The organism is Anabaena sp. FACHB-1237 (assembly GCF_014696225.1).
GTDB lineage: Bacteria > Cyanobacteriota > Cyanobacteriia > Cyanobacteriales > Nostocaceae > FACHB-1237.
Genome location: NZ_JACJPV010000053.1, coordinates 1 through 23,747 on the forward strand (window position 1 = coordinate 1; position 23,747 = coordinate 23,747).

Here is a 23,747-nt window from a genome sequence, read left to right on the forward strand (position 1 = left end):
CCAGGTGGTGTGCATTCTTATTGGTTCTTATTGAGAATAGGTTTTGATGACGTTTTTGGTGATTTACTGTTTCTCAAATGCCTTTTTTCACTTTATATGTTTGTTTTGATGCTCCCTTTAATTTTTTCTCTACGTAATTTCCCTCTGTGACAGTTTGGGGTGCGGAATGTGGGATTAAAAACGTAATTGTAGTTTCTCCGTAAACTTAAATAGATAAATGTTGCCAAATTCACCCATTCTGATACCAGAAGATATGAAAAATGATGGTTTAACCATTAATTGAGCAATCATAAGCTAATGTGCAGCACTGTATAATTAAAAAACCTGAAGTTACAGTAGCACAAGCATCTTGCTTGTATTAATTATTCAAGTTAAAAGCACAACAGCTTATCATGTCCGCCCAATCACTTACGATATAGTTCATCATTAATTACCAATTACCAATTACCAGCCTTAACAGATATGATAAGTGTTCAAATGGACATGATATCATTATTTGTTCACTCTATATTTGATTATATTATACCCTAAATATACAATATCGAATATCGTAAATAAAGGAAATTAAAGGAAATTCAACAATATGTTAAAAATCTTTGCAGATAGAGGTGGCACATTTACAGATATAGTTGCTGTCACTAATAATCAGATAATTATAGATAGACTAGCAAAATTTACAGAACGTTTTTTAATTGTACCTTTGAGTAATCAACAATGGATAATTGTCTATAAATTACTATCAGAAAATCCTGAAAAATATCAAGATGCAGTTATTCAAGGTATTCGGGATATTCTGGGAATTGATATTAATGAAAATATCCCTAATGAAAATATAGAAGTTGTGAAAATGGGAACAACAGTAGCCACAAATGCACTGTTAGAAAGACATGGCGATCGCGTAGTTTTAGTTATTACCAAAGGATTCAAAGATGCGTTAAGAATTGGTTATCAAAATCGGCCAAATATCTTCGCACGGGAGATAATTTTGCCAACTATGTTATATGAACAAGTGATAGAAATAAATGAAAGATATGATGCAAATGGTAATGAATTAACTCCTGTGAATATTGACCAAACAAGACAAGAATTACAAAGAGTTTATCACACAGGAATTAGAAGTTGTGCTATTGTTTTGATGCACAGCGATCGCTATCCCCAACATGAAGAACAAATAGGGCAAATAGCGCGAGAAATAGGATTTACACAAATTTCCATATCCCATCAAGTCAGTCCTTTAATGAAACTTGTGAGTAGAGGAGATACCACCGTTGTAGATGCTTATTTAACTCCCATATTACGGCGTTATGTTAATGAAGTTGCGAGTCATTTACCCAAGGTCAAATTAATGTTTATGAAATCAGATGGAGGGTTAACTGACGCAGAACAATTTCAGGGAAAGGATAGTATTTTAAGTGGACCTGCTGGGGGAATAGTGGGAGCAATTCAAACTAGTAAAAGAGCAGGTTTTGCATTAATTATTACCTTTGATATGGGAGGAACAAGTACAGATGTTGCCCATTTTAAAGGAGAATATGAAAGAGAATTAGAGTCAGAAATTGCTGGGACAAGAATGAGAGTACCCGTATTAGCAATTAACACAATTGCTGCGGGAGGGGGTTCAATTTTATATTTTGATGGTGCGAGATATCGAGTAGGTCCTGAGTCTGCGGGATCGAATCCTGGACCTATTTCCTATCGTCGTGGAGGACCATTAACAGTTACAGATGCTAACATCATGTTAGGAAAAATTCAACCCCAATATTTTCCCGCAGTTTTTGGAAATGAGGGTAATTTACCACTAGATAAAGAAATAGCAATAGAGAAATTTACAGAATTAGCAACAGATATTGCAACTGTCACAAAAAATTATCGCACTCCCGAACAAGTAGCATCAGGTTTTATAACTATTGCTGTGGAAAATATGGCCAATGCAATTAAAAAGATTAGTCTCCAAAGAGGTTATGATGTTAGCAAATATGTACTTTGTTGTTTTGGAGGTGCGGGAGGACAAGTTGCTTGTTTAATAGCTGACACATTAGGAATGAAAAAGATATTTTTACATCCATTTGCGGGAGTGCTTTCAGCTTATGGAATGGGTTTAGCAGATGTGAGAACAACTAAAATTACAGGAATAGAACAACCTTTACAGCAACAATTAATTCCTCAACTACAGCAAATAATGATATCTTTAGAAAGTGAATGTTATCAGGAATTAGAGATAGAAAAAACATCAATTTTAGAAGTGGTGAAAAAAGTAAATTTGAAATATGAAGGAACTAATTCCATTTTAACTGTTGATTTTACATTAGATGTATTAGAAATGAGACAACAATTTGAAAAAGAACATCAAACAAGATATGGTTTTATTCAAGCGGAAAAAACCTTAATTGTGGAATCTATTTCTGTGGAATTAATTCAAAAGATGGAGACTCCAGAAGAACCATTAATAACTCGTACTCGTCTGCAAAATGTAGAACCGACATCAAGAGAAACAGTCAAAATGTTTAGTAATAATCAATGGTATGATACACCAGTTTATTATCGAGAAGATTTACAACCAGGAGATCAAATTAATGGTACTGCTATTATTGTGGAGAAAATTAGTACAATAGTTATTGAAGTTAATTGGAAAGCAATATTAACTGAACGTAATCATTTAATTTTAGAACGTTTGTAAAATCAAACTCCTCTCAAGTAGGGCGCGTCGGATATTATAAATCTGTTGATTGATATACAGCAGTTTCGGTTATTATGAGGTACAGATGTTAATGAACCTTGTAACACAGGCATCTTGCCTGTTCCTAGTGTACGTCATGTAGATGGAATGTGCTGTAATTTATGGAGTCTGACGCACCCTAAGCTAATGTGTAGCACTCACTGTATAATTAAAAAACCTGAAGTTACAGTAGCACAAGCATCTTGCTTGTATTAATTATTCAACCCACCTTCCGCACCCTAAACTGTCACACAACGAAAAATGGTCATTTAGGGATTTGAGATTGGCGATCGCTACCTAAATTTTAGACCATTTTGTATTAAAATTATCCTCAAAGGTCTTCAAAAATCCGAAATTACCGATTGTGACACTGGGGGGTGCGGAATGTGGGTTAAATGCAAGCAAGATGCTTGCGTTACGGTAGGTTTAAATGCAAGCAAGATGGTTGCGCTATGGTAAGTTTAAATGCAAGCAAGATGCTTGCGTTACGGTAAGTTTAAATGCAAGATGCTTGCGCTACAGTAAGTTTAAATGCAAGCAAGATGCTTGCGTTACGGTAAGTTTAAATCCAAGCAAGATGCTTGCGTTACGGTAAGTTTAGGGCGATCGCTCATTTAACCACTAATTCAACACTGATAAACAACTAATAAGCAACTAATAAGCAACTGATAAAGATTTAAGTTGTATTTTCCAGATATTCTATTCCCCATTGATATAAAGAACGCATTAATAAATTATTAAAATTAGGAGGAAAACTAATTTCTTTGAGTAGTTCCATCATCAGCTTTTTAAGGACTTCTGGTGTAGTGGGAATTTTAACTCCATCAAATCTATTATTAGCCCAAATATTACCAACCTGGTTAGCGTTTACTGACTCACCTTCATGAATAATTTTATTGCGCTTTTTTCTGATATCGCTCATTAATTTTGACCATTTATTATCTTCCTTAAATTTATTGTATAAACACCAACCCTGCATTAATTCTGCTAATGTTGGTTCATTTTTATCTTTGACTGTCCAACCTTTGGTATACCATGTTTGATTAATAGATTGTAGATATAATAATTGTTCCAAAATCTGCACAAACTGAATAAATGCTGTGGTGTAATTTTCCCTGGTTAATGTTAGTTCTAATGTTAAAGTGGACTCCCACAAATTGGTAATTTTGTCATTTTGTAGCTTTTGAAGTTGGGTTTTCCAGGTTATAATTTGTTCGGGAATAACCAATTTATTCACATCATTAGAACCTATCCAATCTTTGAGGTTTTGATAAAATTGGTTACTGGATTCCCCATTACTATATTTTGCTAAAAATCCTGCTAATTTAGATAAAACTAAATGGTGGTTTTCATGCACTTTAAGCCAAATTTGGGCTTCTGAAAAGTCCCCTCGTTCCCAAGCAGATTTAATTTTTACTTTTTCTAATGCCCAGAAATATTCTCCCATAGTAATGAGTTGAAAACTTTGGGCGTGATTAGCAGTGGTTAAACCACTATCTAACTGACTAAAAAACTCTTTTGGTTCATCGGGACTGGCATTATATACTTTACATTGACGCACTAAAGCAGCCGCACAAATTTCTACACAGGATGCTACTGCTGGCGCACAACCTTTATTTTGTATCCATAGTATAAACTCTTCGTTCTTCTGAGGAGAAAACGCATCTAGGGCTTCTTTTAATACTAACTGTTCTAATTCTTCACGGATTGCTAAAGTATCATTAGCGTTGATTTTTGGTGCATGAACATCTACTCTAATATCAGGAAATAAACTTTTAATCTTCGCTTTCATTAATTCTGCTAAGTATAATGTATCCAGGCGACGATAAAACCAAGATACATTGTCTGGTTGGTCAGTTGCCCATAGTATAATATGTTTTAAACCCTGGATAACTGCGGTTTCAATGATAATTTTATCTAGTAATAATTCCACATTACTAAAATCACCACCTAACCATTCTTGACAATAATCATAATATCTTTTACCTAAATCTCGACCACTCCAAAGATAGGTTTTACCATCTTCATCTTGATATTTACCGCGTTCTATTCCTAGTTCTTGATAGAGTTCGTTGATATGTGGAGGATAACTAATGTTACCATCTGCGCCAAAGGAACGAATGATACCATCTTGACAACGCCAGCCTATTTGTCTTGTTCCTACAGTGATGATGAGGGTGCTAACTTTATTTGTTTTATTTGTGTTATTTGTTGTTTTCATAAACTAAATGTTTATTATTAATTAATTTTAATTTCTTGGTTTTTTAGGGCTTCTATAACTTCAGTATGTACCTGGGCAAATAAACTGGCTTTAGATAATGTATTAAAGGATTTCCCGGTTATTAAGTTAATACAGTTCACAATTCTTTTTTGCCATTGTTGTGAGTTACTTATATCCTCGCCCCAAGCCTCAAAAATTTCTTGTTCTGCTAAACCACCTAAACGATGAGAAAAATTATTTCTCGCATCTTTAGCTGATCTCCAAAATTTTTGAAAATCAATACTATTTGCAGTTTCAGAAATAGCGAGATTTAATATGTCTTTTAATAACCTTCCCTGTAAATTTACTTCTGTTTTTCGTTCTTGTCCGATAAAATAACTTTTCAAAGATGGATATTTTGCTAGTATTGAATTTTTAATTAATGGGTATCCATTTTTTCTTTGTATAACATCATTAGGAAAAGATTCAATAGCCCATAAATATAATAGTCCCTCAATAGCCCGATAACTATGTAACATTGCTTCTGTGGTATTTTGTTGGTAAAGACGAACTACTCCTAAATATGCTTGTTCATAAGCCATCCATAATTTGCCCTCTACTTTGGGGATTGTTGTAGAACTTTTAGCTATTGATAAAAACTGTTCAAATTCTCCTTGATTCCAAACTATTCCAGCTTTTAATAAATTAGGTATTGCTCCAAATTGACGAGTAAACTGTTGAAAATATGGTTCTAGTAAATAGTAGGTTTCAGCGTAGTCGTAACTTGCCAATAATTTTAAAGCTTGTTGTTGGGTTCTATCCCAAAGATAGTTAGTACCTAGAAATGGACCGTTATAATCTGAGGGAATACCATTACGATTAGCAGTTTGATTTTCTCTAAATTCAAAGAATTGAATGCGATCGCCAAAAAAACTCAGTCCTGAAATCCTTGCAGCTTCAGAAGTTTGACCCACCCCTCCTTTCAAACATACCCAAATAGACTGATTTTTATTAACAGTAATTGTATTTTTCCAAATTTTTCGCCACCAATTAAACATATCTTCAAAAATTGAGGGATTAGTACCATCTAGACCTAGTAAAATGATCTGAACGTTCTCACTATGAAGATGACTGAATTTGTGTATCAGCCATTGTTTAATTAGTTCGGCTGAATACAATGTATCTTTTTCTCTTTGTTTGACGTTTCTTTCTTGATCAGTAGCTATCAAATAAACTTTTTCAATGTTTGATGCTTGCTCAATAAATATCTTACCAATAATTGGCGGTTGGATGCGATCTATATATTTTTCAGTGTGATCTAATAGGTATTTAGTTAAATCACGGAAAGTTGTATTATCCTTTAAGCCTAAATCAGAAATTACTTCTAATTGTTCAGTAATAACCTCTCCGTCTTGAACTCTATCATTACCAATATTAAAACATTCACCAGAGGCAATTTGGAACATTAAATCTCTAGTGCCGATAGTAGCTATTAAAACTGATTTCATGGTTATTTATACCTGGAATTTTTTTGAAAAAATTAAACTTATTGTGGAGATTGTACACCAAATAAATGAACATTATTATTCATATTTCCTAAATCACGGAGAAAGCGCGATCGCACATGATCAGCATTTGGTGTTTGTCCACCCATAAATAAACAAACAATTTCTTGACAGTCGGTTTTTTCCTCCTGATTAGCAATATTTACCCGTTTAATACTTGCCCAAGAACAGTAAGCAGTACCACCACCAGCATTACCCCCTAAATCTGGATTACGTTTATAATTTTGTGGGTGATTTCTATTATAAATTAAATCCATTCCATTACCACGAGTCTCAACAGGAACTATGTCTTCCCATTTCAACGATTTAATATTTATGGGGTTTATATCAGGTCCAGGAACTGCATAAATTGCACAAGTACTAGGTGAAAAAATTTCTGCTTTGATATTATGGTTATTTGTTGATACTCTATCCTGCCAATGATTTCTCACTGCTGCTAACCAAGTTTCATACTCTTGATGCCAAACTTCTGGTTTTAGTGGTAAACCAAAGTTTTTGGGTTTTAATTCACCAGTATTTTTATCTTTTAATTTGTGACTCAATATTAAATTTGTACCTCTTGCTGCTTGATGGCCAGTATTCATACAAAATATATGTAATGGTCTACGCCAACCACGACCAACACCGCCAACCATGACTGCAAAGCGAATGATAGGTAAAATCATTTTATTGAGAATATCTTTTGGTGCGCTAATTTGTAGCTTACCTTTCCATAGATAAAAAGATGGCTGATTCTCAGAGCGATCACCCCATGTTTTACCTTGAATCATTTGCAAACGTACACAACCTTTGCGACTTTTGCCATCACCAGCATCTATATCTCCCATGAGTTCAGCCACAGTCAATTTAGCAAGATTTTCGGGCATTACTCCCAAAAAAAAACGCATTAACCAAGAACGCAACCAACCGCGCCAGTGGGAAGGTCTTAATTCCATTGTTTGAATATGTGGACCTGCATTACCTTGACTGTAAAGACTAAATTCAAATTGTTTGACAGCATAGCGAGGATCAGTCGCAGGATTTTGTGAAGAACTGGAAGTTTTTAAAGCACCATATCCAGAAGCAGTACGACTACCAACACCATATAAACTTAATGCTTGTTGCACCCATTCCCAAACTTCGCTTACTTCTTCATTTGTAGCTTTTCCGGGTATTCCTCTGATTGCAACTATGACAGGAATTTTACTAGTACCATTACCTAAAGTATAAAGAGATAATGGTGTACATTGTCCCTGATGATATACTTGAAATTCTTGTTGAGGATTAACAATATCTAAACTTAATTTAGTCGCTGTTTCTGGCCAAGCATCAAGAAATTCTATTTTACCAGGAGTAATTTTATCATTGTCTTGATGCCCTAAAAGCTGATACATTCTTAGTTTAATTTCTGGTCTTTGTTTTGCCCATGCTCTGACTAAACCACGAATACAAGAACCGGGAATATAACCATTTAAAGGTAAATTTCTTAATCTTTCCCAATTTTCACCAACATTGCGTTTATCTTCTGGCCGCCGTCCTTCACCTGGCCACCATCTACCACAGGGTTCACCAGCAGAAACTATCGTTTCTACATCAGGATGGGGAAATGAACCAACTTTAGCACGCCATTGGATAATGAAAGTGTCTTTTTTAAATAAGCCAGATTGCGATCGCTTTTGATGCTGCTTTTCTAGTAAATTAATTAATTTAATACCAGTATACATTAATCCTCCTGATAGGCTCTTGCCCAAAAATTCCAATGGTTAGCTAATAACAAAGATTTACGCCACATGAACATATATTCTTGTGGTTTATTTCTTGTAATATCTACTATTTGAGTCATCATTTCTTCTTTGCTAGGTAGTTTATCTTTATCTACCATCTGACCTAGTAATAATTCCCACACTGGTACAGTACGTTTTCTGACTTCATTATTCTCCTGAGCATTTGCTTGATTTAGATATCCAACCGCAGATAATAAACCAAATACTCTTAAATGTTGAGATAACCTTAAAACGGCCGTCAAGTCATTTTTATCTAACTTCCTTTTGCTGTATTTTTGCAAATACATTTGAATATGTTCATGAGCATTTAAACTCATTTGTTCTGGTAAAACTAGAGAAGAGTTATTATCACTCTTAACAGTTGCAACCTTCACAGTTTCACAAGAAGTTGGAGGTTTTGCCGTAATACTGGACACTGGTTTTTGAGGATTAGGAGGATTAGATTGATGATGAGGTTTATTTGAATGTTTAGATTTAGGCATAATTGTATCTTCCTTTAGACTGTAACTTTGTCTTTAACCAGTAATGTAGCATGATTTGTCCAACCTTGAACCCAACCCCGTCCTACATTAGCTTGTCCACCTACTTGAAACAAGTCTTGTAAAACACTAATTAATAGGTTGTGTTCTTTTTCTGTTATGGGATTATCTTTAAGTAAACTATAACCCCAAGGATAATAAAAAATAGTGTCTCTGGGAATACAAATATCTGTCCAAAAAATCTCAGCAGAACCTTCTGGATTTACTCCTTCTTTATCCTGAATTTTGTTACGAACTTGTGTCCAAAGTGAATGTTCCATTAATATTTGAAAATCAGCATCAGGTAAAACAATTAAATTGCTTTCCCAAGTAGGTTTAACAGCATCTTTTAAGGAATCTGGCCACCCTGTTAAAGATATTGCTTGTTTTTGTTCATCTGATAATAGTTCAACTTGAAGTTGAGCATCAGCAACAGAATAAACTCCCCTACGATTACCTACAGCATGATTAGGAAATATTACTGTTTTTTGACGTGAAACTAGAGCATGATCACGAATTAACGAATGACAACTTACCCAAGTGAATACATCTCTATTATTGGATGACATGGTTCTCATAGGAATCCATAGTAGTCTCGCATCTCCAAACCACACTTGATGGACTCCCATTTGACCTTGTTGGTCTAATTCTTTACCAAATAGAGCGGTTGCTGCTATTTTATCTATGATTTCAACTGCATCTCTAAGAGTCCCACGTAAAGAAGATCCGGGGACATAAGGAAAATTCGTATGTACTTCACGGGCTATTTCTAAAATGTTACCTAAATCTCCTTCACCTCCACAATGAATAGGTGCAAGACTGTACATATAACCAACTCTAAAATCAGCCATTTTTTTTCTCTCCTATTTCTTAATATTTAATCCACAACATTTCTGAATACCCCAGTTGTCGCCATTTACCTATACGAGAATCTGTATCTTGAAACAATTTTTGAGGTTTATTCAAATAGTACAAACTCCCCGGTGGTGCTGCAAATACTTGAGGTGCAGGAATACTTTTTCTATTGTCTTTTTCATCTCTAATTCTACAACTTATTGGTACTGGTTTATCTGTAGAAATACTAATGAAATTACCATCTTTTATTTTCCATTCCCAGGGATAAGGACGACATAAGTTGATTCTATTTTCATATTTATCTTTGTGGGGTCTTTCAAATACTCCAGGGGTAACTAAATAGGCTATCGCTCTATCATCATGATTAAAATTACTATCAGATATTTGTTGTAGTTCTTGCCATTGCTCCCCCAGTGCTGGACAAGATTCTACTATTACTCTATGTCCTTCTCCTCCTAATCTAATTGTAGCAGGTGTTGTAATTTGTGTTTTAATTCCTATGGCAAAACTCCAATTTTGATATAGTCTAATAGCATTTTCCACAAAGTAACCATCCGCATCTTGGACTTGTTTTGTTCCCGGTTTAATACTATTATGGGAACGGGTTTCTATGGTATATGGTTTATCTTCGTGGCTATCTTCAATTACTTTCCAATCTTCTTTGTCAATTTGTCCTTTTTTTAAGTATTTCTTAACAACATCATAAGGTAAATATTGTCTAAATTCAGGGCTTTGTTCTTTACCAGAATTATAGTTTTTTTCCTCCTCTTTATTATAGGGTTTCACTAATGGACAAGGTTGTGTTTTATCCCATAAGGCATTATTGAGATGAGATTGTTTTTCCCACGCTAAAGGTACAAGGGCTATAGAACCCACAAACCCCAATGGTCGAGGTAAATATAGGGTGTTTTTATGGCTCAAAAATGGACCTGTAATATCAAATTCACCATCTCCTAATAACCCGCGCAATGCCCCAGCTATAGTATGACCATTGGGAGGAAACACACTACCCGCCCACGCCCTTTCCTGTGGTGAAAATGGTTTGGCATCCCTTAACATTAAAATATCCAATGGTGTTAATTTGTACCAGTACATTATTAACCTCCTAGTTCGATGTAACGGTTGCGTTTAACGAAAGCTGCAAGTTTCAACCAGTTTTGAATTTCGTTGTCCAGGTCTTTGGTTGAGGTGGTCATAAACAAGGCTTTGAGAAAGTCTGCAAGGGCTTTTTGGAAGCCTTTTTTCGCCTCTTTTTTATCCTCACTTTGGAATTGCTCACGGCGATCGCAAAACAGTTTTGTCCAAGGCTCTATGGCTTCTTGGCTTGGTGCTGGATGCTGACTCCACAGACTCGCTGCTTGTTCAAAGATGGAGCTTTTTAAGTCAACTTCAATTAATTGTTGCCACTGATCAAAAACATCAAATTTAGCAGTGGATTTCAGGGTATTGCCGTTTCCGTATATTACCCGCACTTGTACAGCGTCCTTTGCTTTTTTGTTATCGTTTTCATCAATATAAACATGGTCTTTGGCTTTTTCTTCCGCTTTCCAGAGACTTTCCAGGGCGATCGCCAATGGTACTGAGTGATGGGCAATTACGATACCAAAGCTGATGGTGGCCTCACTTCCCATTGTAAATAATGGACGATTAACTAAACCAACTTCTTGAAAGTTATCTTTTAAATATTTCCAATAATGGCCCTTATTACAAAATTCTTTATGGGGATCTTTTTCACCTCTAAAACATTGGCGGATATCCCATAACCATTTATCCCATTCCCACAGGTTCGTATAGGCTAAAACATCATCGCCACCACCGTAAATTAATCTACCAGCGTAACGGGTTTGAGTCAGGTAAGGTACTAATTGATTAGAGAAGTCCAATAATGCCCGACTTAATGCATTGTGGGTACTCGGTCCCATTCTTTTAGTAAGTTTTAAAAAGTCTGGGAATTGTGTGAGTGGTATTTTAGCTGTGGCAACTTTTTCAGCAAAACCATCGGGAATATAATCACCATAGGTTTTGAGTTTTGTTCCCTTTAACCATTCACTCATGCTATCACCATCACCGGCTGCTAATACATACCAATCTGATGGGTTATTATTGGGGTAATATTCACTAATTATTTTGTTGATTTCTTTTCTATATTCTTCCTTTAAGTCATCACTATTTGGTAAATCTTCTAATATCCAACCAGCATTCAATAAGCGGGGATGGTATTTTTTAGGATTCTGTTGTTTATCTATCCAAGGAATACCCCATTTACCGCGCATTTCTATGAGTACATCTTCAATTTTTGGGTATTTATCAACTATTTCCTGGCACACACTATCAAACTTACGTTTATGATCAGGATTATTTTGATTCACTTTTAAATACCCCGCAACCCCAGAAGTTAAGTCTGGATAGGAGATTTCTAAATCAGGAATTTCTAGCAATTTTGGTAATACTTTATGTAATCCCCGCTTTAATACTTCCGTAGCATTTAGTTGTTCTGTTCCATCAAATAATCCTGCTTGATGTTTCCAAAAATCTTGGGTGTCACCTTCTGTCATCCAGTCCTTTTTATCTTTATCTTTATTACCAGGATTCACCACTGGACCAATACCAGAAATTGTAGAACGTGGTCCAAATGCTGTGGGAATTTCCCAGTTTCTCGCGTTTTTAACTGATGCTAAAGCCCCACGGGTAGCGTCAAAAATATAACCCCACCATGAACCAATATTAGCACTAAATCCTCTTTTATATTTCTGTTGACGAACTGCATAAGATTCTTGTAACAAATCTTTTTCTTGTTCCTTGAATAGCCTATTTTCATTATTGATTAAGTTGTATGTTTCATTTTGTGCCGTTGACCAGCTTTCAAATTCTTGATTCTTATTTTTGTTAGCAGAAAATTTAAACTCTGCTTCTGGTTTTCCTATTGGTAATGCTGTCCAGTAAAATTGCCACTGGGATTTTAACCATCCTTTCCATGTTGTGGAGTTAGCATTTAAGCCTTTCATACAATAGCGTTTATCTTGCAATTCATTTAATACTAAGTTTCCTATTTCTAACCATGCTTCTAACAGAGTTTGTTGTGCTGTTTGTATGGCAGCTTGTACTTTATTCTCTGGTAGTATTAAAACTATAACATTAGGAAACCCTGCTGTTAATAATGATTGTGGTGACGGTTGGTTTATGTATGCTAAAAAATCTGGATATTGTTCTATTAACCAATAGTCAATTAATGGCTGGTCATATAAACTAGGATACAGCAATGTATCTGGTCCATATTGATTTGCCAGTTTCCAACAAACTTTTGCTGATAAATAATGTAATAACCAAGAACCCGCCCAAAAATCCCGCATTTTACGACTAGATTTAATGAGTTCTTGCACTGGACTAAAACTAAATACTGCTAAATATGGATGAGAAACTGCTTTACCTCTTGGCCAATTTTTGATTTCATCTAATGTTAAATCATATCCAGCAAACCCACCAGCTAAGGCTGCGGTCATACTAACATGACTCCAAATAGAAGCATCAGGAATGCGGGTTTCGGCTGGCATTAACATTAAAGAAGTATCTTCAAATATATCACAGGTGACTTTAGGTAAACAACGCCATAGCCACCAATATAATTCTTTAATTTTAGGAATGTTGTTTTCAATATTCTCTTGAAATTTCTGTGGTGCTGTTTTTAGTATTTCTAGTAATTTTTGCTCTTTTTCAGATAAAAAATATGCCCGGTTACCTGTGATTAATTCTTGATGGAAATTAACTTTAAAATCCTGTTTTTCACCAGATAGCAAATGTGTAATTTCTAATCCCTTGTCAGGATTATTACCTTCTGCATAGTTGATAAATTCTGTAGTCCCACCAATAGCGGATCTATCACTTGCTGAAGCTACATAGTCTGCTAATAGTATGTTAGCTAATGCTTTACCATAAGAATTATCGGGGGTTTTTTTAATCTCAACCCAAGGTTTCATAACTTCTAGTTGGTCATAAAAGCTATTTTTACCCCGTCCTGTGTTGTCATGTAATGCTTTTAGTATAGGGTCATGTAGTAAACCCCAAATCTTAGCCCGCCAATATTCTGCTGTCATCGGTAGCTCCCCTGTGTGGCTGATAAGTAAATTATAAGAGCGCGATTCAGTATTTGTCTATAAATAAAAAATATCTCAAGATTTTCGTAATGTTTTCTATAACTCTTACTCTGTGGTCTTTTCCCGTTCCTTGGAGATTTTATTACAAATATTTTCTTATATTTGATTTCTTTTATCTTTTATGCAGTTTGCCAACTCCTGGGGTCTCTTCAGAAACTTTGATAGTACATATATCAATAATTACAATACTTTTACTGTAATCTGTCAGCTAATCAGTGCTGTTTAATTATCAATTTTCATCAGTTATGCAGTCAGTTATGTATGATGCACCTATGATAGCCTGTCTACAAGCGATTTTAGGATCAATGTTATATTCCTCAAAACAAAAGTCACTTGCCTTAGATAGACTGGCATGGATTAAAACCCAGCTTCTTTTTTTTGTTGGTCTGTTTCTGTACTCATAAGGCTTTTTGCCCATACAGATAGCATAGGCATGAGGAGCATGGATTGAAATAGCTTTGATCTTGTCAATCACTTGTTTTGTCATTTTCTTGTTTTCTCTTGTTTCTCACTTTTTGCATCTTAGCTTATTAAGTGTTGAATTGCAAGAGTTTTGTGGATTATTTTTTAATAATTTAAAATTTAGAAAATAACTTTTTTCGTAGTAGTCATTGAAAGCCAAAACCCTTTATTAATGCTGTGCTTGCTTTACACAAAATAAATATGATAGAAAAGATAAAAACACCAGAGTGAAAAGCTGTTTCCAATCAAATAATATCCCTACGAATTAGGAATTGAAACCACAGAGTCAGGTGAGGTGGTGTTTAAGTTTCCAATCAAATAATATCCCTACGAATTAGGAATTATAACATCTGGCAGTCGGCAGAGTCTCAAGATACTCAGTTTCCAATCAAATAATATCCCTACGAATTAGGAATTGGAAACAAAGTAAACACGCAAGCAGCCTCCCAGGCTCTAGGTTTCCAATCAAATAATATCCCTACGAATTAGGAATCAGAACGAGCGTGGCACTTGGCAAACAGATAGTGCACCTTTTGTTTCCAATCAAATAATATCCCTACGAATTAGGAATGTTATGAACATAAAAAGAGCCGTCAAAACAGTACAGTTTCCAATCAAATAATATCCCTACGAATTAGGAATAATTAGATGAACCTCTTTATCCTGAAGATGCAGACTATGTTTCCAATCAAATAATATCCCTACGAATTAGGAATTAAAAGCAAGTATTAATGCTATTAGCTTGCCATTAAGTTTCCAATCAAATAATATCCCTACGAATTAGGAATTGGTATTGGTGCAACTAGTGCAGAACTAGTTCAAATTGATAAATGTTTCCAATCAAATAATATCCCTACGAATTAGGAATTGTACGCATTGTATAGCTTCATCTATTATCCTCAAACACCTGCGTTTCCAATCAAATAATATCCCTACGAATTAGGAATTAGAGAAATTTGGTGGCAATTGGCTTAATCGCCATGAAGCAAGTTTCCAATCAAATAATATCCCTACGAATTAGGAATCGCCCCTCTTTTTTTTTACTCCTTACGGGTTTAGTAAACCAGTTTCCAATCAAATAATATCCCTACGAATTAGGAATCGTCTCCCAGACGAAAAGTGCACTCAGACAAATGCAGTTTCCAATCAAATAATATCCCTACGAATTAGGAATAGCATCGTTGTAGCAGTAGCCCCCATCTCTCTCCAGTTTCCAATCAAATAATATCCCTACGAATTAGGAATACTGTCTGTGAATTACTTCCTTGTACTCATGAAGCTTCTTAGTTTCCAATCAAATAATATCCCTACGAATTAGGAATCTCAGACCGACTTATTGAGTGCGTGTCTTTTGAGGTGTTTCCAATCAAATAATATCCCTACGAATTAGGAATCAATCCCAGTCCGGGTTTGATGCCAGAGTGAAAAAAGTTTCCAATCAAATAATATCCCTACGAATTAGGAATGAGTAAGGATTTCAGACTTCTAAGCAATCATGAAGTCGCTAGTTTCCAATCAAATAATATCCCTACGAATTAGGAATTGGGTTGAAAACAATCAAGGGGAAATTGTTTGGGAACATTCTCGTTTCCAATCAAATAATATCCCTACGAATTAGGAATTTGGGCTGAACGTAACATTCCTATGATTGAAGCCGTCAAGGTAGTTTCCAATCAAATAATATCCCTACGAATTAGGAATTGATTGTGGTCTTAATCTTCCTACTGTAAAGAACAATGTTTCCAATCAAATAATATCCCTACGAATTAGGAATTATTACAAGATATGCAAAGCAATCATTATTGACCAGAGTTTCCAATCAAATAATATCCCTACGAATTAGGAATACACTCTGCCAAACTTTATTGTGATGAAAGTTTTGAGTTTCCAATCAAATAATATCCCTACGAATTAGGAATATCACGTTTGCATCCCCGGACTACCAGATGGGGAGGTTTCCAATCAAATAATATCCCTACGAATTAGGAATTTGTCTCCCTCTCTCTGTTTCTCCTTGAAAGAGGAAATAATCCAGTTTCCAATCAAATAATATCCCTACGAATTAGGAATATCCTTGATAAAATCTCTATTAAGGATAAAGCTGAGTTTCCAATCAAATAATATCCCTACGAATTAGGAATTAGGGATTGAGGTAGATGAATACATAGGAGGAAATTTGTTTCCAATCAAATAATATCCCTACGAATTAGGAATACTTCTCGTTAAAGCAAATTGAATCCGCATTTACTCGTTTCCAATCAAATAATATCCCTACGAATTAGGAATAACAAGTTAATTCAGCCCTGCCCATGCAATACGTTGGTTTCCAATCAAATAATATCCCTACGAATTAGGAATTTGGTCTTCCCCTCCTTCATTCTCTTTTCCTTTACTGTTTCCAATCAAATAATATCCCTACGAATTAGGAATTAGGAGCTAGTGGGTCTCGCAAGGAAGGTAAAGCCATGTTTCCAATCAAATAATATCCCTACGAATTAGGAATTTATGCCAGACGAAGATTTGGAAGACGATTATGTTTAGTTTCCAATCAAATAATATCCCTACGAATTAGGAATTGTTGGAAATATTGCTTCTTCTATTGCCCAATACCAAGACCAGTTTCCAATCAAATAATATCCCTACGAATTAGGAATAGGATTGCAGAAATGCCACCCTTCAAGGTTGGGTTGAGTTTCCAATCAAATAATATCCCTACGAATTAGGAATTTGTTCCCCTTCCATCTGGTAAGGGGATTTTTACCGTTAAGGTTTCCAATCAAATAATATCCCTACGAATTAGGAATATTAAAAAGTTTTACCATGATTGAAAGAATCTCACGTAAAAACGTTTCCAATCAAATAATATCCCTACGAATTAGGAATTCAAGACGTATAACGCGGCACTTACCATCAAACTTAGTTTCCAATCAAATAATATCCCTACGAATTAGGAATTATAGTATTAAGTCTGGCAGGTGAATTAGGGCTATCCGCGATGTTTCCAATCAAATAATATCCCTACGAATTAGGAATAAATCAAATCTTATGTATATCTTTAACTAAAAAGAAGTTTCCAATCAAATAATATCCCTACGAATTAGGAATCCCCCAAATTATAACCCATATAGAGCAAGAAGTCCAGAGACAGTTTCCGAAGGTCACAAAAATACATGGCTAAAAGTCCAGAGAAGTTTTTTTGAAAAACCCTGTAATCCTTATTTTGCAAGCAACCGAGCCTTAAAACCATAAAATCAGCCTATGAGTATTTTTTCATTGAACTTCTGCTAAACAATAATTGAAGTCGGTGGTTGAATTACAGGTATTCCCACACCCCAGGTTTCAACTTGAGAAAGAGTATGTTTAGACAAAGGATAAAATCTGATATTGTCTTCCTCCAACTTCAAAAGTTTCCTTAACCTCCTACGTAAATCATTGTATTTTTCTGTGCTTAACTGACATTCAAACACAGAATATTGTACACGCTGACCATAACCTTCCAATAAATCAGCTATTTTTTTGCGGCGTTTATCATCAGGAATATCATAGGAAACTACATACAAAAACATAACACAAATATGGAAAATAATCAATCAATTCGGTATGTTTGATAATGATGACTAGGATTATAAACAAACTGTTTGAAAGTCCTAACCTGCTGAGTTAATATATCCCACTTGGGCTGTTTTCCATCATTAGTTTGTATTTCTTCAGTCATCCTTTGTAAAAACCCCCGTAAATACTTTTTGCGACCGGAATCATTCAAATAACAACCGCCATTTTTAAACTCAAAATCTGCTTCAGCATCCATAATTTTCCGATTAATTAACCACATTACTAAAGAGTCCACCAAAGGTGCACGGAACTCCTCAATTAAATCAGAAGCCAAAGCTGCATGACCATCATTTGCCTGATGTAAACAAGCATAATAAGGGTCTAATCCCTGAATTTCAATCAATGCCAATAAATGATTCCAAAGTACCTGATACCCAAAACTTAACATAGCATTCACTGGGTTTCCAGGAGGACGACGACTACGACCAGAAAACACAAAATCAGGGTTAGTTAAACATTCACTAAAAGCAGAAAAATATTGAGCAGCACCTGCACCTTCAAAACCCATTAATCTTTCTAAATTATCAGCTTGTGCTGCTTGTTCTGCTAAATAATCTAAACTTTGTAGTGCCTTTTCCAAAATATCAGATTCTTTTTTTTTCTTTTGTCTCCTTAACAAAACTCTACTGTTTTTTAATTTACCTTTGACAATAGCTCTAGCTGTAATTAATCTGTCTATAGGAGACAACTGCTGTTGATAACGCGATAATTGTCGGTATCCCCTGGAAATAGGTAAAATTCTACCATAGCAGTAACCCATACGGGATAAATAGGCAATGGGAATATCACGCCATAAACATTCACGAATTACTTGAGTGGTTATCTGCGATCGCCCAAAAATTAAAATCTGTTCCAACAAAGGTAACTGTACTTCAGTATATACAGTGTCACCCTGTTTAACTAACAAAGTTTCTTTTTGTAAGCAAAGATAACAATTCTGCTCAGAAATATAAAGAGTCTGCATTAACGCCACCAACGCTGTAAATTAGATTTTCTTTGAGGGGCATCAGAACCAGATAACTCTGCATTTTGTTCTGGTTGTAACCATATCATCACCCTATCTGCTCCACTGCATACCAAATAAGTGGATATAGTGACTAATATAGTATTAATGATTACTGCTGCTAAACCTAAAGGAGCAATAAGCAAAATGATTAAAGTAATACTGCCATTAATAGCAGATACAGAAATATTTTTGATGGTAGTAGAACGTCGGGGAATATACATATTATAACCTCACATAAGAGTGATGATATTGACTACCATAACTTGAGAATTACCCAAAAACCAGAAAAAGAAGATAAACTAAAATATTAGAATCATCTGCTATAAATGAGTATTTTCAGGACTTACGACTAATGCCTAAAAACTGTCCAAATATTTTCTTTTTGTACGTAGATTATTTGTCATAAATTACTAACACAGTGATTATTTTAACAATGCCAAAAAAACTGACACATCCTTACACAGAACGTTTAGCCTTTGAACGTTTGTTACTATTAATTGCTACATTATTAAAATATCCAGGTGTGGGCAGTCCAGAAAGTGTAAAGTGTAGTGACAATAAGAATCATGACGCAATTAGTATAGTCAAAATACATTTACAGCAATTAGCCCAGCAGTTAAATATAGAATTACCTGACAACTACCCAGCAGTGGCCACATTACGGAAAGACTTAGAAATACTCAGACGCTACGGTATTCTTGATCAACGAATGTATCGTTGGGGCTACTATTTAGGCACTGGTGCCCTATCTACTGCTGAATTAAAAGTAGCATTTAACGCCTTAGCATCGCAGGCAGAATATCAAGGTGATGCCCAAACAAGACGTATTTATGAAACTCTGAGTAAAAGACTGCGGGGTTTGGATATGGAACTCAACGGAGAATTTTTTTATCCTACCCGTCAACATCTCAATCGTGCTATCATTCACACAGACCCGGAAGAAATGGCCGCAAAAGGAGAAAATAGAGATACATTATTTCATCAATTACCATTATTAGAACAAGCCATAAGTCAAGGACAAGCCGTTGAAATTTCCCGTACTAAAAATTTGTATGGTCCTGATCATACTGGACGTTTTCAAGTCTTTCCTTTACAATTAATTTATCATGATATTGCTTGGTATTTATTGTATGAACTTTGTGAAAATGGACATTTAGTAATAGGGCGTATTAATCGCTTTAATAGTCATTGTTATCTTCTAAAAATACCAGCACGGAGATTAGAAAAACAAAGAGAAAGTTTAGCCAAAGCCTATCAGTTATTTGAAAATGGTTGGGGTTTAAATTTAGGTGAACCAGAGTCACAACTATTAGAATTAGCAGGAAGTCTGGAATTTGTTGAAACTAAAGTTCGTTTTTATTATCCTGTTTCTAATTTTATTTTAGAAGGAGAGCGTCGTCACCTTCACCAAGAAATTATATTAGGAGAACTTGATAGGAATACTGGAGAATATAAATTTATAGAGTACCATATCAAATTACCACCTCGTTCTTTAAGTGAGTTTATTCGTTGGGTGTATCGCTATATGGATAAAGCAGAAATATTATCTCCACCTGAATTAAGAGAAGAACATCGTCAAACTGTACAATCTTTATTTAATCGTTATTTTTACGAAGTTTAATCTCACATTTTACAAATACAGGTACGTAACACAGGCATCTTGCTGTGTTCTTAGCGTACATTCAATTACTTGTAACACAGGCATCTTGCTGTGTTCCTAGTAGGCATCTTGCCGTGTTCCTAGCGTACCTCCATCAACTACTAATTACCAATTGTCAATTTCCTCTACTACAATACTTAAATAACAAGATAAATAAACCCATTCCCGCTAAATATTTAACAGGATCAGGAATTGCAGGGTTAGGAGAAAAAAACCCTTCAATAATGCCTGCAATAATTAACATCGGTACAATGCCATAAACCAATTGTGCAGCCAAAGAACCATAATATTTCAGTGCATCTCCACGACGATATTTACCAGGGAATAATATGGCCTTACCTAATAATAGTCCTGCACCACCAGCAAAAAAGATCGCCGGTAATTCTAAAGAACCATGAGGAAAGACAAACGCCCAAAAAGGATAAGCTAAATTATTTTGTCCTACTAAAGTTCCCACAGCACCAATTAATAAACCATTAAATAACATTAAATAAATTGTGTACAAACCACCAGTAATTCCTCCAGCTACTGCACCAAAAGAAACTGAAATATTATTAATCATAATATCTGTAGATGCTAAAGGTTCAATTCCCACTATTGAACCCATCCACAACTTATGGTCATCTCTGACTTGAGAAATTAATCTTTCTGGTACTATTAAAGACATAAAACTGGGATCTTGCCAACTATACCACCAAGCTACTAGGCCAGCCAACACAAATAAAGCCGTTGCTAAAACAATATAGGGTAAAGTTTGCTGCACTACCGATGGAAAACCCCAAAGATAAAATTTTATTGCTGCTTGCCATTCCTGACGACGTGAACCCTGGTAAATTTGACTATAGCCACGAGTAGTTAAAGATTGTAAACTTTGAATGATAGTTTTACCTACTTGTTGACTGCGAGCACGAGCTAAGTCGGCAGCCACAGAACGATATAGACTGGCTAATTCCCTAATTTCGCGCGATCGCAAAGATTTTAACCCTTTTTCTTCCACTTTTTTTAACAATAGGTTTAAACGTTGCCAATTTTCTTCTCTTCTTCCTATCCAACGTTGAATATTCATAAAGTTTCCCCATATTTTATCCAAAATAGCTTAAGATAGCCTCAAATTAACTTTTCACAAACTAGGAATATCTACCATGTCTGGAAATGTTACCCCTTCTACCCCCACAGAACCTTTAAGTGTTGGTAGTGTCGTCACAGCCGGAGTTAGACTATATCGTTCTCATCTTCAAGAGTACTTCTTAATTGCCCTAAAAGCCTACTTTTGGTTACTTATACCTATTTATGGTTGGGCAAAATTTTACGCCCTCTCATCCCTAATTTCTCGGTTAGCTTTTGGTGAATTAGTCAATCAACCGGAAAGCGTAGCATCTGGTGAGCGTTTTGTCAATTCCCGACTAGGGGAATATTTACTTACCATGATCTTAATCTTTTTTATTAACTTTGGTGCGGGTATTGGTTTTGGCATAACCATTGTTATAGTTTCAACTATTACTACAACATTATTAGGAGGTTTTGATAGTGGCAACACCACAAATATAATCATACTTATATTAATAAGTATTGTTGCTTGTCTGGCGGGTTTAATAGGTGCTCTTTGGTTCTTTGCGCGGTTTTATTTAGTAGATATACCCTTAGCTGTGGAAGAAAATATTGATAGTAGTTCTACAATTGGCAGAAGTTGGGAATTAACAAAAGGTTATGTAGGCAGAATTATGTTAATCTCATTTGTCTCTTTTTTAATTGTCCTTCCTGTCCAAATTATTGTACAAATAGTTATCACAATTATCCAAGCTTTACTGGCTGCAATCCTAATAGAAAATAATCCTCTTTTCAATCTTTTATATTGGCTCATTGTGGTAGGTTTAAGTTTTTCTACTGGTGCTTTAATAATTCCTTTTTGGCAAAGCATCAAAGCCGTTGTTTATTATGATTTACGCAGTCGCAGGGAAGGTTTAGGATTACAATTAAGAAATTATGATTTGTAAATTAGACATCTTGTGGTAATTAAATCTGCATAACTAGTAAACCCTTATAGGTACAATTCATGAATTGTACCTACCATCATTTTCACAAGATATCTATTGTTCTGTATGAATTACTCCTATAAATTTGGTGGTAAACTATGGACTTATTCAATCGGATTAAATTCAGTACACCAGAAAGTGTAGAATTAGAATTTACCTTAGCCGGTATTGGCAGCCGTGCTTGGGCATTAAGTATTGACTATACCATTTTGTTTTTGACTTTAGGAATATATACCTTTGTTTGGTTATTGATTTCCAGTCAGTTAATAGATACTCTATTAGGGATTTTTGGTTCTGATATTTGGTTATGGTTATTAGCCATATTTATGTTAACTTCATTTACCATGTATGCAGGATATTTCGTATTTTTAGAAACTATTTGGCAAGGACAAACACCCGGTAAAAAATTTGCTAAAATTTGTGTAATTCGTGATGATGGACGGCCTGTAGGTTTACAACAATCAGCTTTAAGGGCTTTACTGCGTCCAGTGGACGAATTATTATTTATTGGTGCTTTTTTGATTATGTTTAATAATCAAGAAAAAAGATTAGGTGATTTAGTAGCAGGTACAATAGTTATTCAAGCAGAAACAGTAGAAAAATCAGCAGTTGTCAACATTTCTCAAGAGGCAAAATTACACTATCAAAAATTACAAGAAGTAGCAGATTTATCCCCATTATTACCCGATGATTTTGGGATTATTAGAGAATATTTACTCAGGCGTAATGGAATGTCCAAAAAAGCTAAAGCTATGCTTTCTGTAAAATTAGGAAAACAAGTAATGTCCATTATTAATTTAGAACAATTACCCGCAGATGTTTCAGCAGATGTGTTTTTAGAAGCAATTTATTTAGCCTATCAAAAACCAGAATATATAGATCAATAGAATAGATCCCGGACTTCTCAAAGAAGTCCGGGATCTGGTGTATCGAATATATAGATCAATAGAATAGATCCTTCTCAAAGAAGTCCGGGATCTGGTGTATCCTAAACCAGAATATATAGATCAATAGAATAGATCCCGGACTTCTCAAAGAAGTCCGGGATCTGGTGTATCAAAAACCAGAATATATAGATCAATAGAATAGATCCTTCTCAAAGAAGTCCGGGATCTGGTGTATCCTAAACCAGAATATATAGATCAATAGAATAGATCCTTCTCAAAGAAGTCCGGGATCTGGTGTATCCTAAACCAGAATATATAG

General features: G+C 35.1%; 16 protein-coding genes and 1 CRISPR repeat array. Of the genes, 4 read left to right on the forward strand and 12 right to left on the reverse strand.

Annotated elements, in window-relative coordinates:
* The first annotated feature begins 583 nt into the window (after positions 1-583).
* Positions 584-2,677, forward strand: coding sequence for a hydantoinase/oxoprolinase family protein (locus H6F32_RS18045; protein WP_190370679.1), 2,094 nt, complete (start codon positions 584-586; stop codon positions 2,675-2,677).
* A gap of 715 nt (positions 2,678-3,392) precedes the next feature.
* On the opposite strand, the gene H6F32_RS18050 is transcribed toward H6F32_RS18045, so the two are convergent.
* From H6F32_RS18050 to csx18, 11 genes are all read right to left on the reverse strand, one after another.
* Positions 3,393-4,937 carry a hypothetical protein gene (locus tag H6F32_RS18050; protein WP_190370680.1) on the reverse strand — a complete coding sequence of 515 codons (1,545 nt, stop codon included), beginning with the start codon at positions 4,935-4,937 and terminating at the stop codon, positions 3,393-3,395.
* A 17-nt stretch (positions 4,938-4,954) separates the two neighbouring features.
* The gene (locus H6F32_RS18055) at positions 4,955-6,424 is read right to left on the reverse strand and encodes a hypothetical protein (RefSeq protein WP_190370681.1); all 1,470 of its coding nucleotides are present in this window, start codon (positions 6,422-6,424) and stop codon (positions 4,955-4,957) included.
* 38 nt (positions 6,425-6,462) lie between these two features.
* Positions 6,463-8,184: an RAMP superfamily CRISPR-associated protein gene (locus tag H6F32_RS18060; RefSeq protein ID WP_190370682.1), complete on the reverse strand. Its 1,722-nt coding sequence runs from the start codon at positions 8,182-8,184 to the stop codon at positions 6,463-6,465.
* Complete coding sequence (locus H6F32_RS18065) at positions 8,184-8,726, reverse strand: hypothetical protein (RefSeq protein ID WP_199294625.1); 543 nt, start codon at positions 8,724-8,726, stop codon at positions 8,184-8,186. The genes H6F32_RS18060 and H6F32_RS18065 overlap by 1 nt, the downstream gene beginning before the upstream one ends.
* Positions 8,727-8,740: 14 nt before the next feature.
* The gene (gene cmr4, locus H6F32_RS18070) at positions 8,741-9,613 is read right to left on the reverse strand and encodes a type III-B CRISPR module RAMP protein Cmr4 (RefSeq protein WP_190370683.1); all 873 of its coding nucleotides are present in this window, start codon (positions 9,611-9,613) and stop codon (positions 8,741-8,743) included.
* A 19-nt stretch (positions 9,614-9,632) separates the two neighbouring features.
* Complete coding sequence (locus tag H6F32_RS18075) at positions 9,633-10,712, reverse strand: type III-B CRISPR module-associated Cmr3 family protein (protein WP_190370684.1); 1,080 nt, start codon at positions 10,710-10,712, stop codon at positions 9,633-9,635.
* Positions 10,713-10,714: 2 nt separating this feature from the next.
* On the reverse strand, positions 10,715-13,708 hold the full coding sequence (cas10, locus tag H6F32_RS18080; protein WP_190370685.1) for a type III-B CRISPR-associated protein Cas10/Cmr2: 2,994 nt from the start codon (positions 13,706-13,708) through the stop codon (positions 10,715-10,717).
* 289 nt (positions 13,709-13,997) lie between these two features.
* Positions 13,998-14,255 (reverse strand): hypothetical protein, encoded by a 258-nt coding sequence (locus tag H6F32_RS18085; protein ID WP_190370686.1) that lies wholly within the window; start codon positions 14,253-14,255, stop codon positions 13,998-14,000.
* A gap of 212 nt (positions 14,256-14,467) precedes the next feature.
* A CRISPR array of direct repeats spans positions 14,468-17,335; the repeat unit is 36 nt; unit sequence GTTTCCAATCAAATAATATCCCTACGAATTAGGAAT.
* A 179-nt stretch (positions 17,336-17,514) separates the two neighbouring features.
* Positions 17,515-17,796 (reverse strand): CRISPR-associated endonuclease Cas2, encoded by a 282-nt coding sequence (gene cas2 / locus H6F32_RS18090; protein WP_190370687.1) that lies wholly within the window; start codon positions 17,794-17,796, stop codon positions 17,515-17,517.
* Between the two features lie 20 nt (positions 17,797-17,816).
* Positions 17,817-18,806 (reverse strand): CRISPR-associated endonuclease Cas1, encoded by a 990-nt coding sequence (cas1, locus tag H6F32_RS18095; protein ID WP_190370688.1) that lies wholly within the window; start codon positions 18,804-18,806, stop codon positions 17,817-17,819.
* A complete protein-coding gene (csx18, locus tag H6F32_RS18100) occupies positions 18,806-19,069 on the reverse strand; it encodes a CRISPR-associated protein Csx18 (protein WP_190370689.1) in 264 nt (87 codons plus the stop codon). Before csx18 ends, cas1 begins: the two co-directional genes overlap by 1 nt.
* Before the next feature lie 212 nt (positions 19,070-19,281).
* On the opposite strand from csx18, the gene H6F32_RS18105 reads away from it, so the two are divergent.
* Entirely contained in the window at positions 19,282-20,469 is a 1,188-nt protein-coding gene (locus H6F32_RS18105; protein ID WP_190370690.1) for a YafY family protein, read from the forward strand.
* Positions 20,470-20,623: 154 nt separating this feature from the next.
* Here the strand turns inward: H6F32_RS18105 and H6F32_RS18110 are convergent, their stop codons facing one another.
* The gene (locus H6F32_RS18110) at positions 20,624-21,574 is read right to left on the reverse strand and encodes a stage II sporulation protein M (RefSeq protein ID WP_190370691.1); all 951 of its coding nucleotides are present in this window, start codon (positions 21,572-21,574) and stop codon (positions 20,624-20,626) included.
* A gap of 76 nt (positions 21,575-21,650) precedes the next feature.
* Between H6F32_RS18110 and H6F32_RS18115 the strand changes: the two genes are divergently transcribed.
* Both H6F32_RS18115 and H6F32_RS18120 read left to right on the forward strand, forming a co-directional pair.
* The gene (locus H6F32_RS18115; RefSeq protein WP_190370692.1) at positions 21,651-22,502 is read left to right on the forward strand and encodes a DUF975 domain-containing protein; all 852 of its coding nucleotides are present in this window, start codon (positions 21,651-21,653) and stop codon (positions 22,500-22,502) included.
* Between the two features lie 137 nt (positions 22,503-22,639).
* Positions 22,640-23,428 carry an RDD family protein gene (locus H6F32_RS18120; RefSeq protein WP_190370693.1) on the forward strand — a complete coding sequence of 263 codons (789 nt, stop codon included), beginning with the start codon at positions 22,640-22,642 and terminating at the stop codon, positions 23,426-23,428.
* The last annotated feature ends 319 nt before the right edge of the window (positions 23,429-23,747 follow it).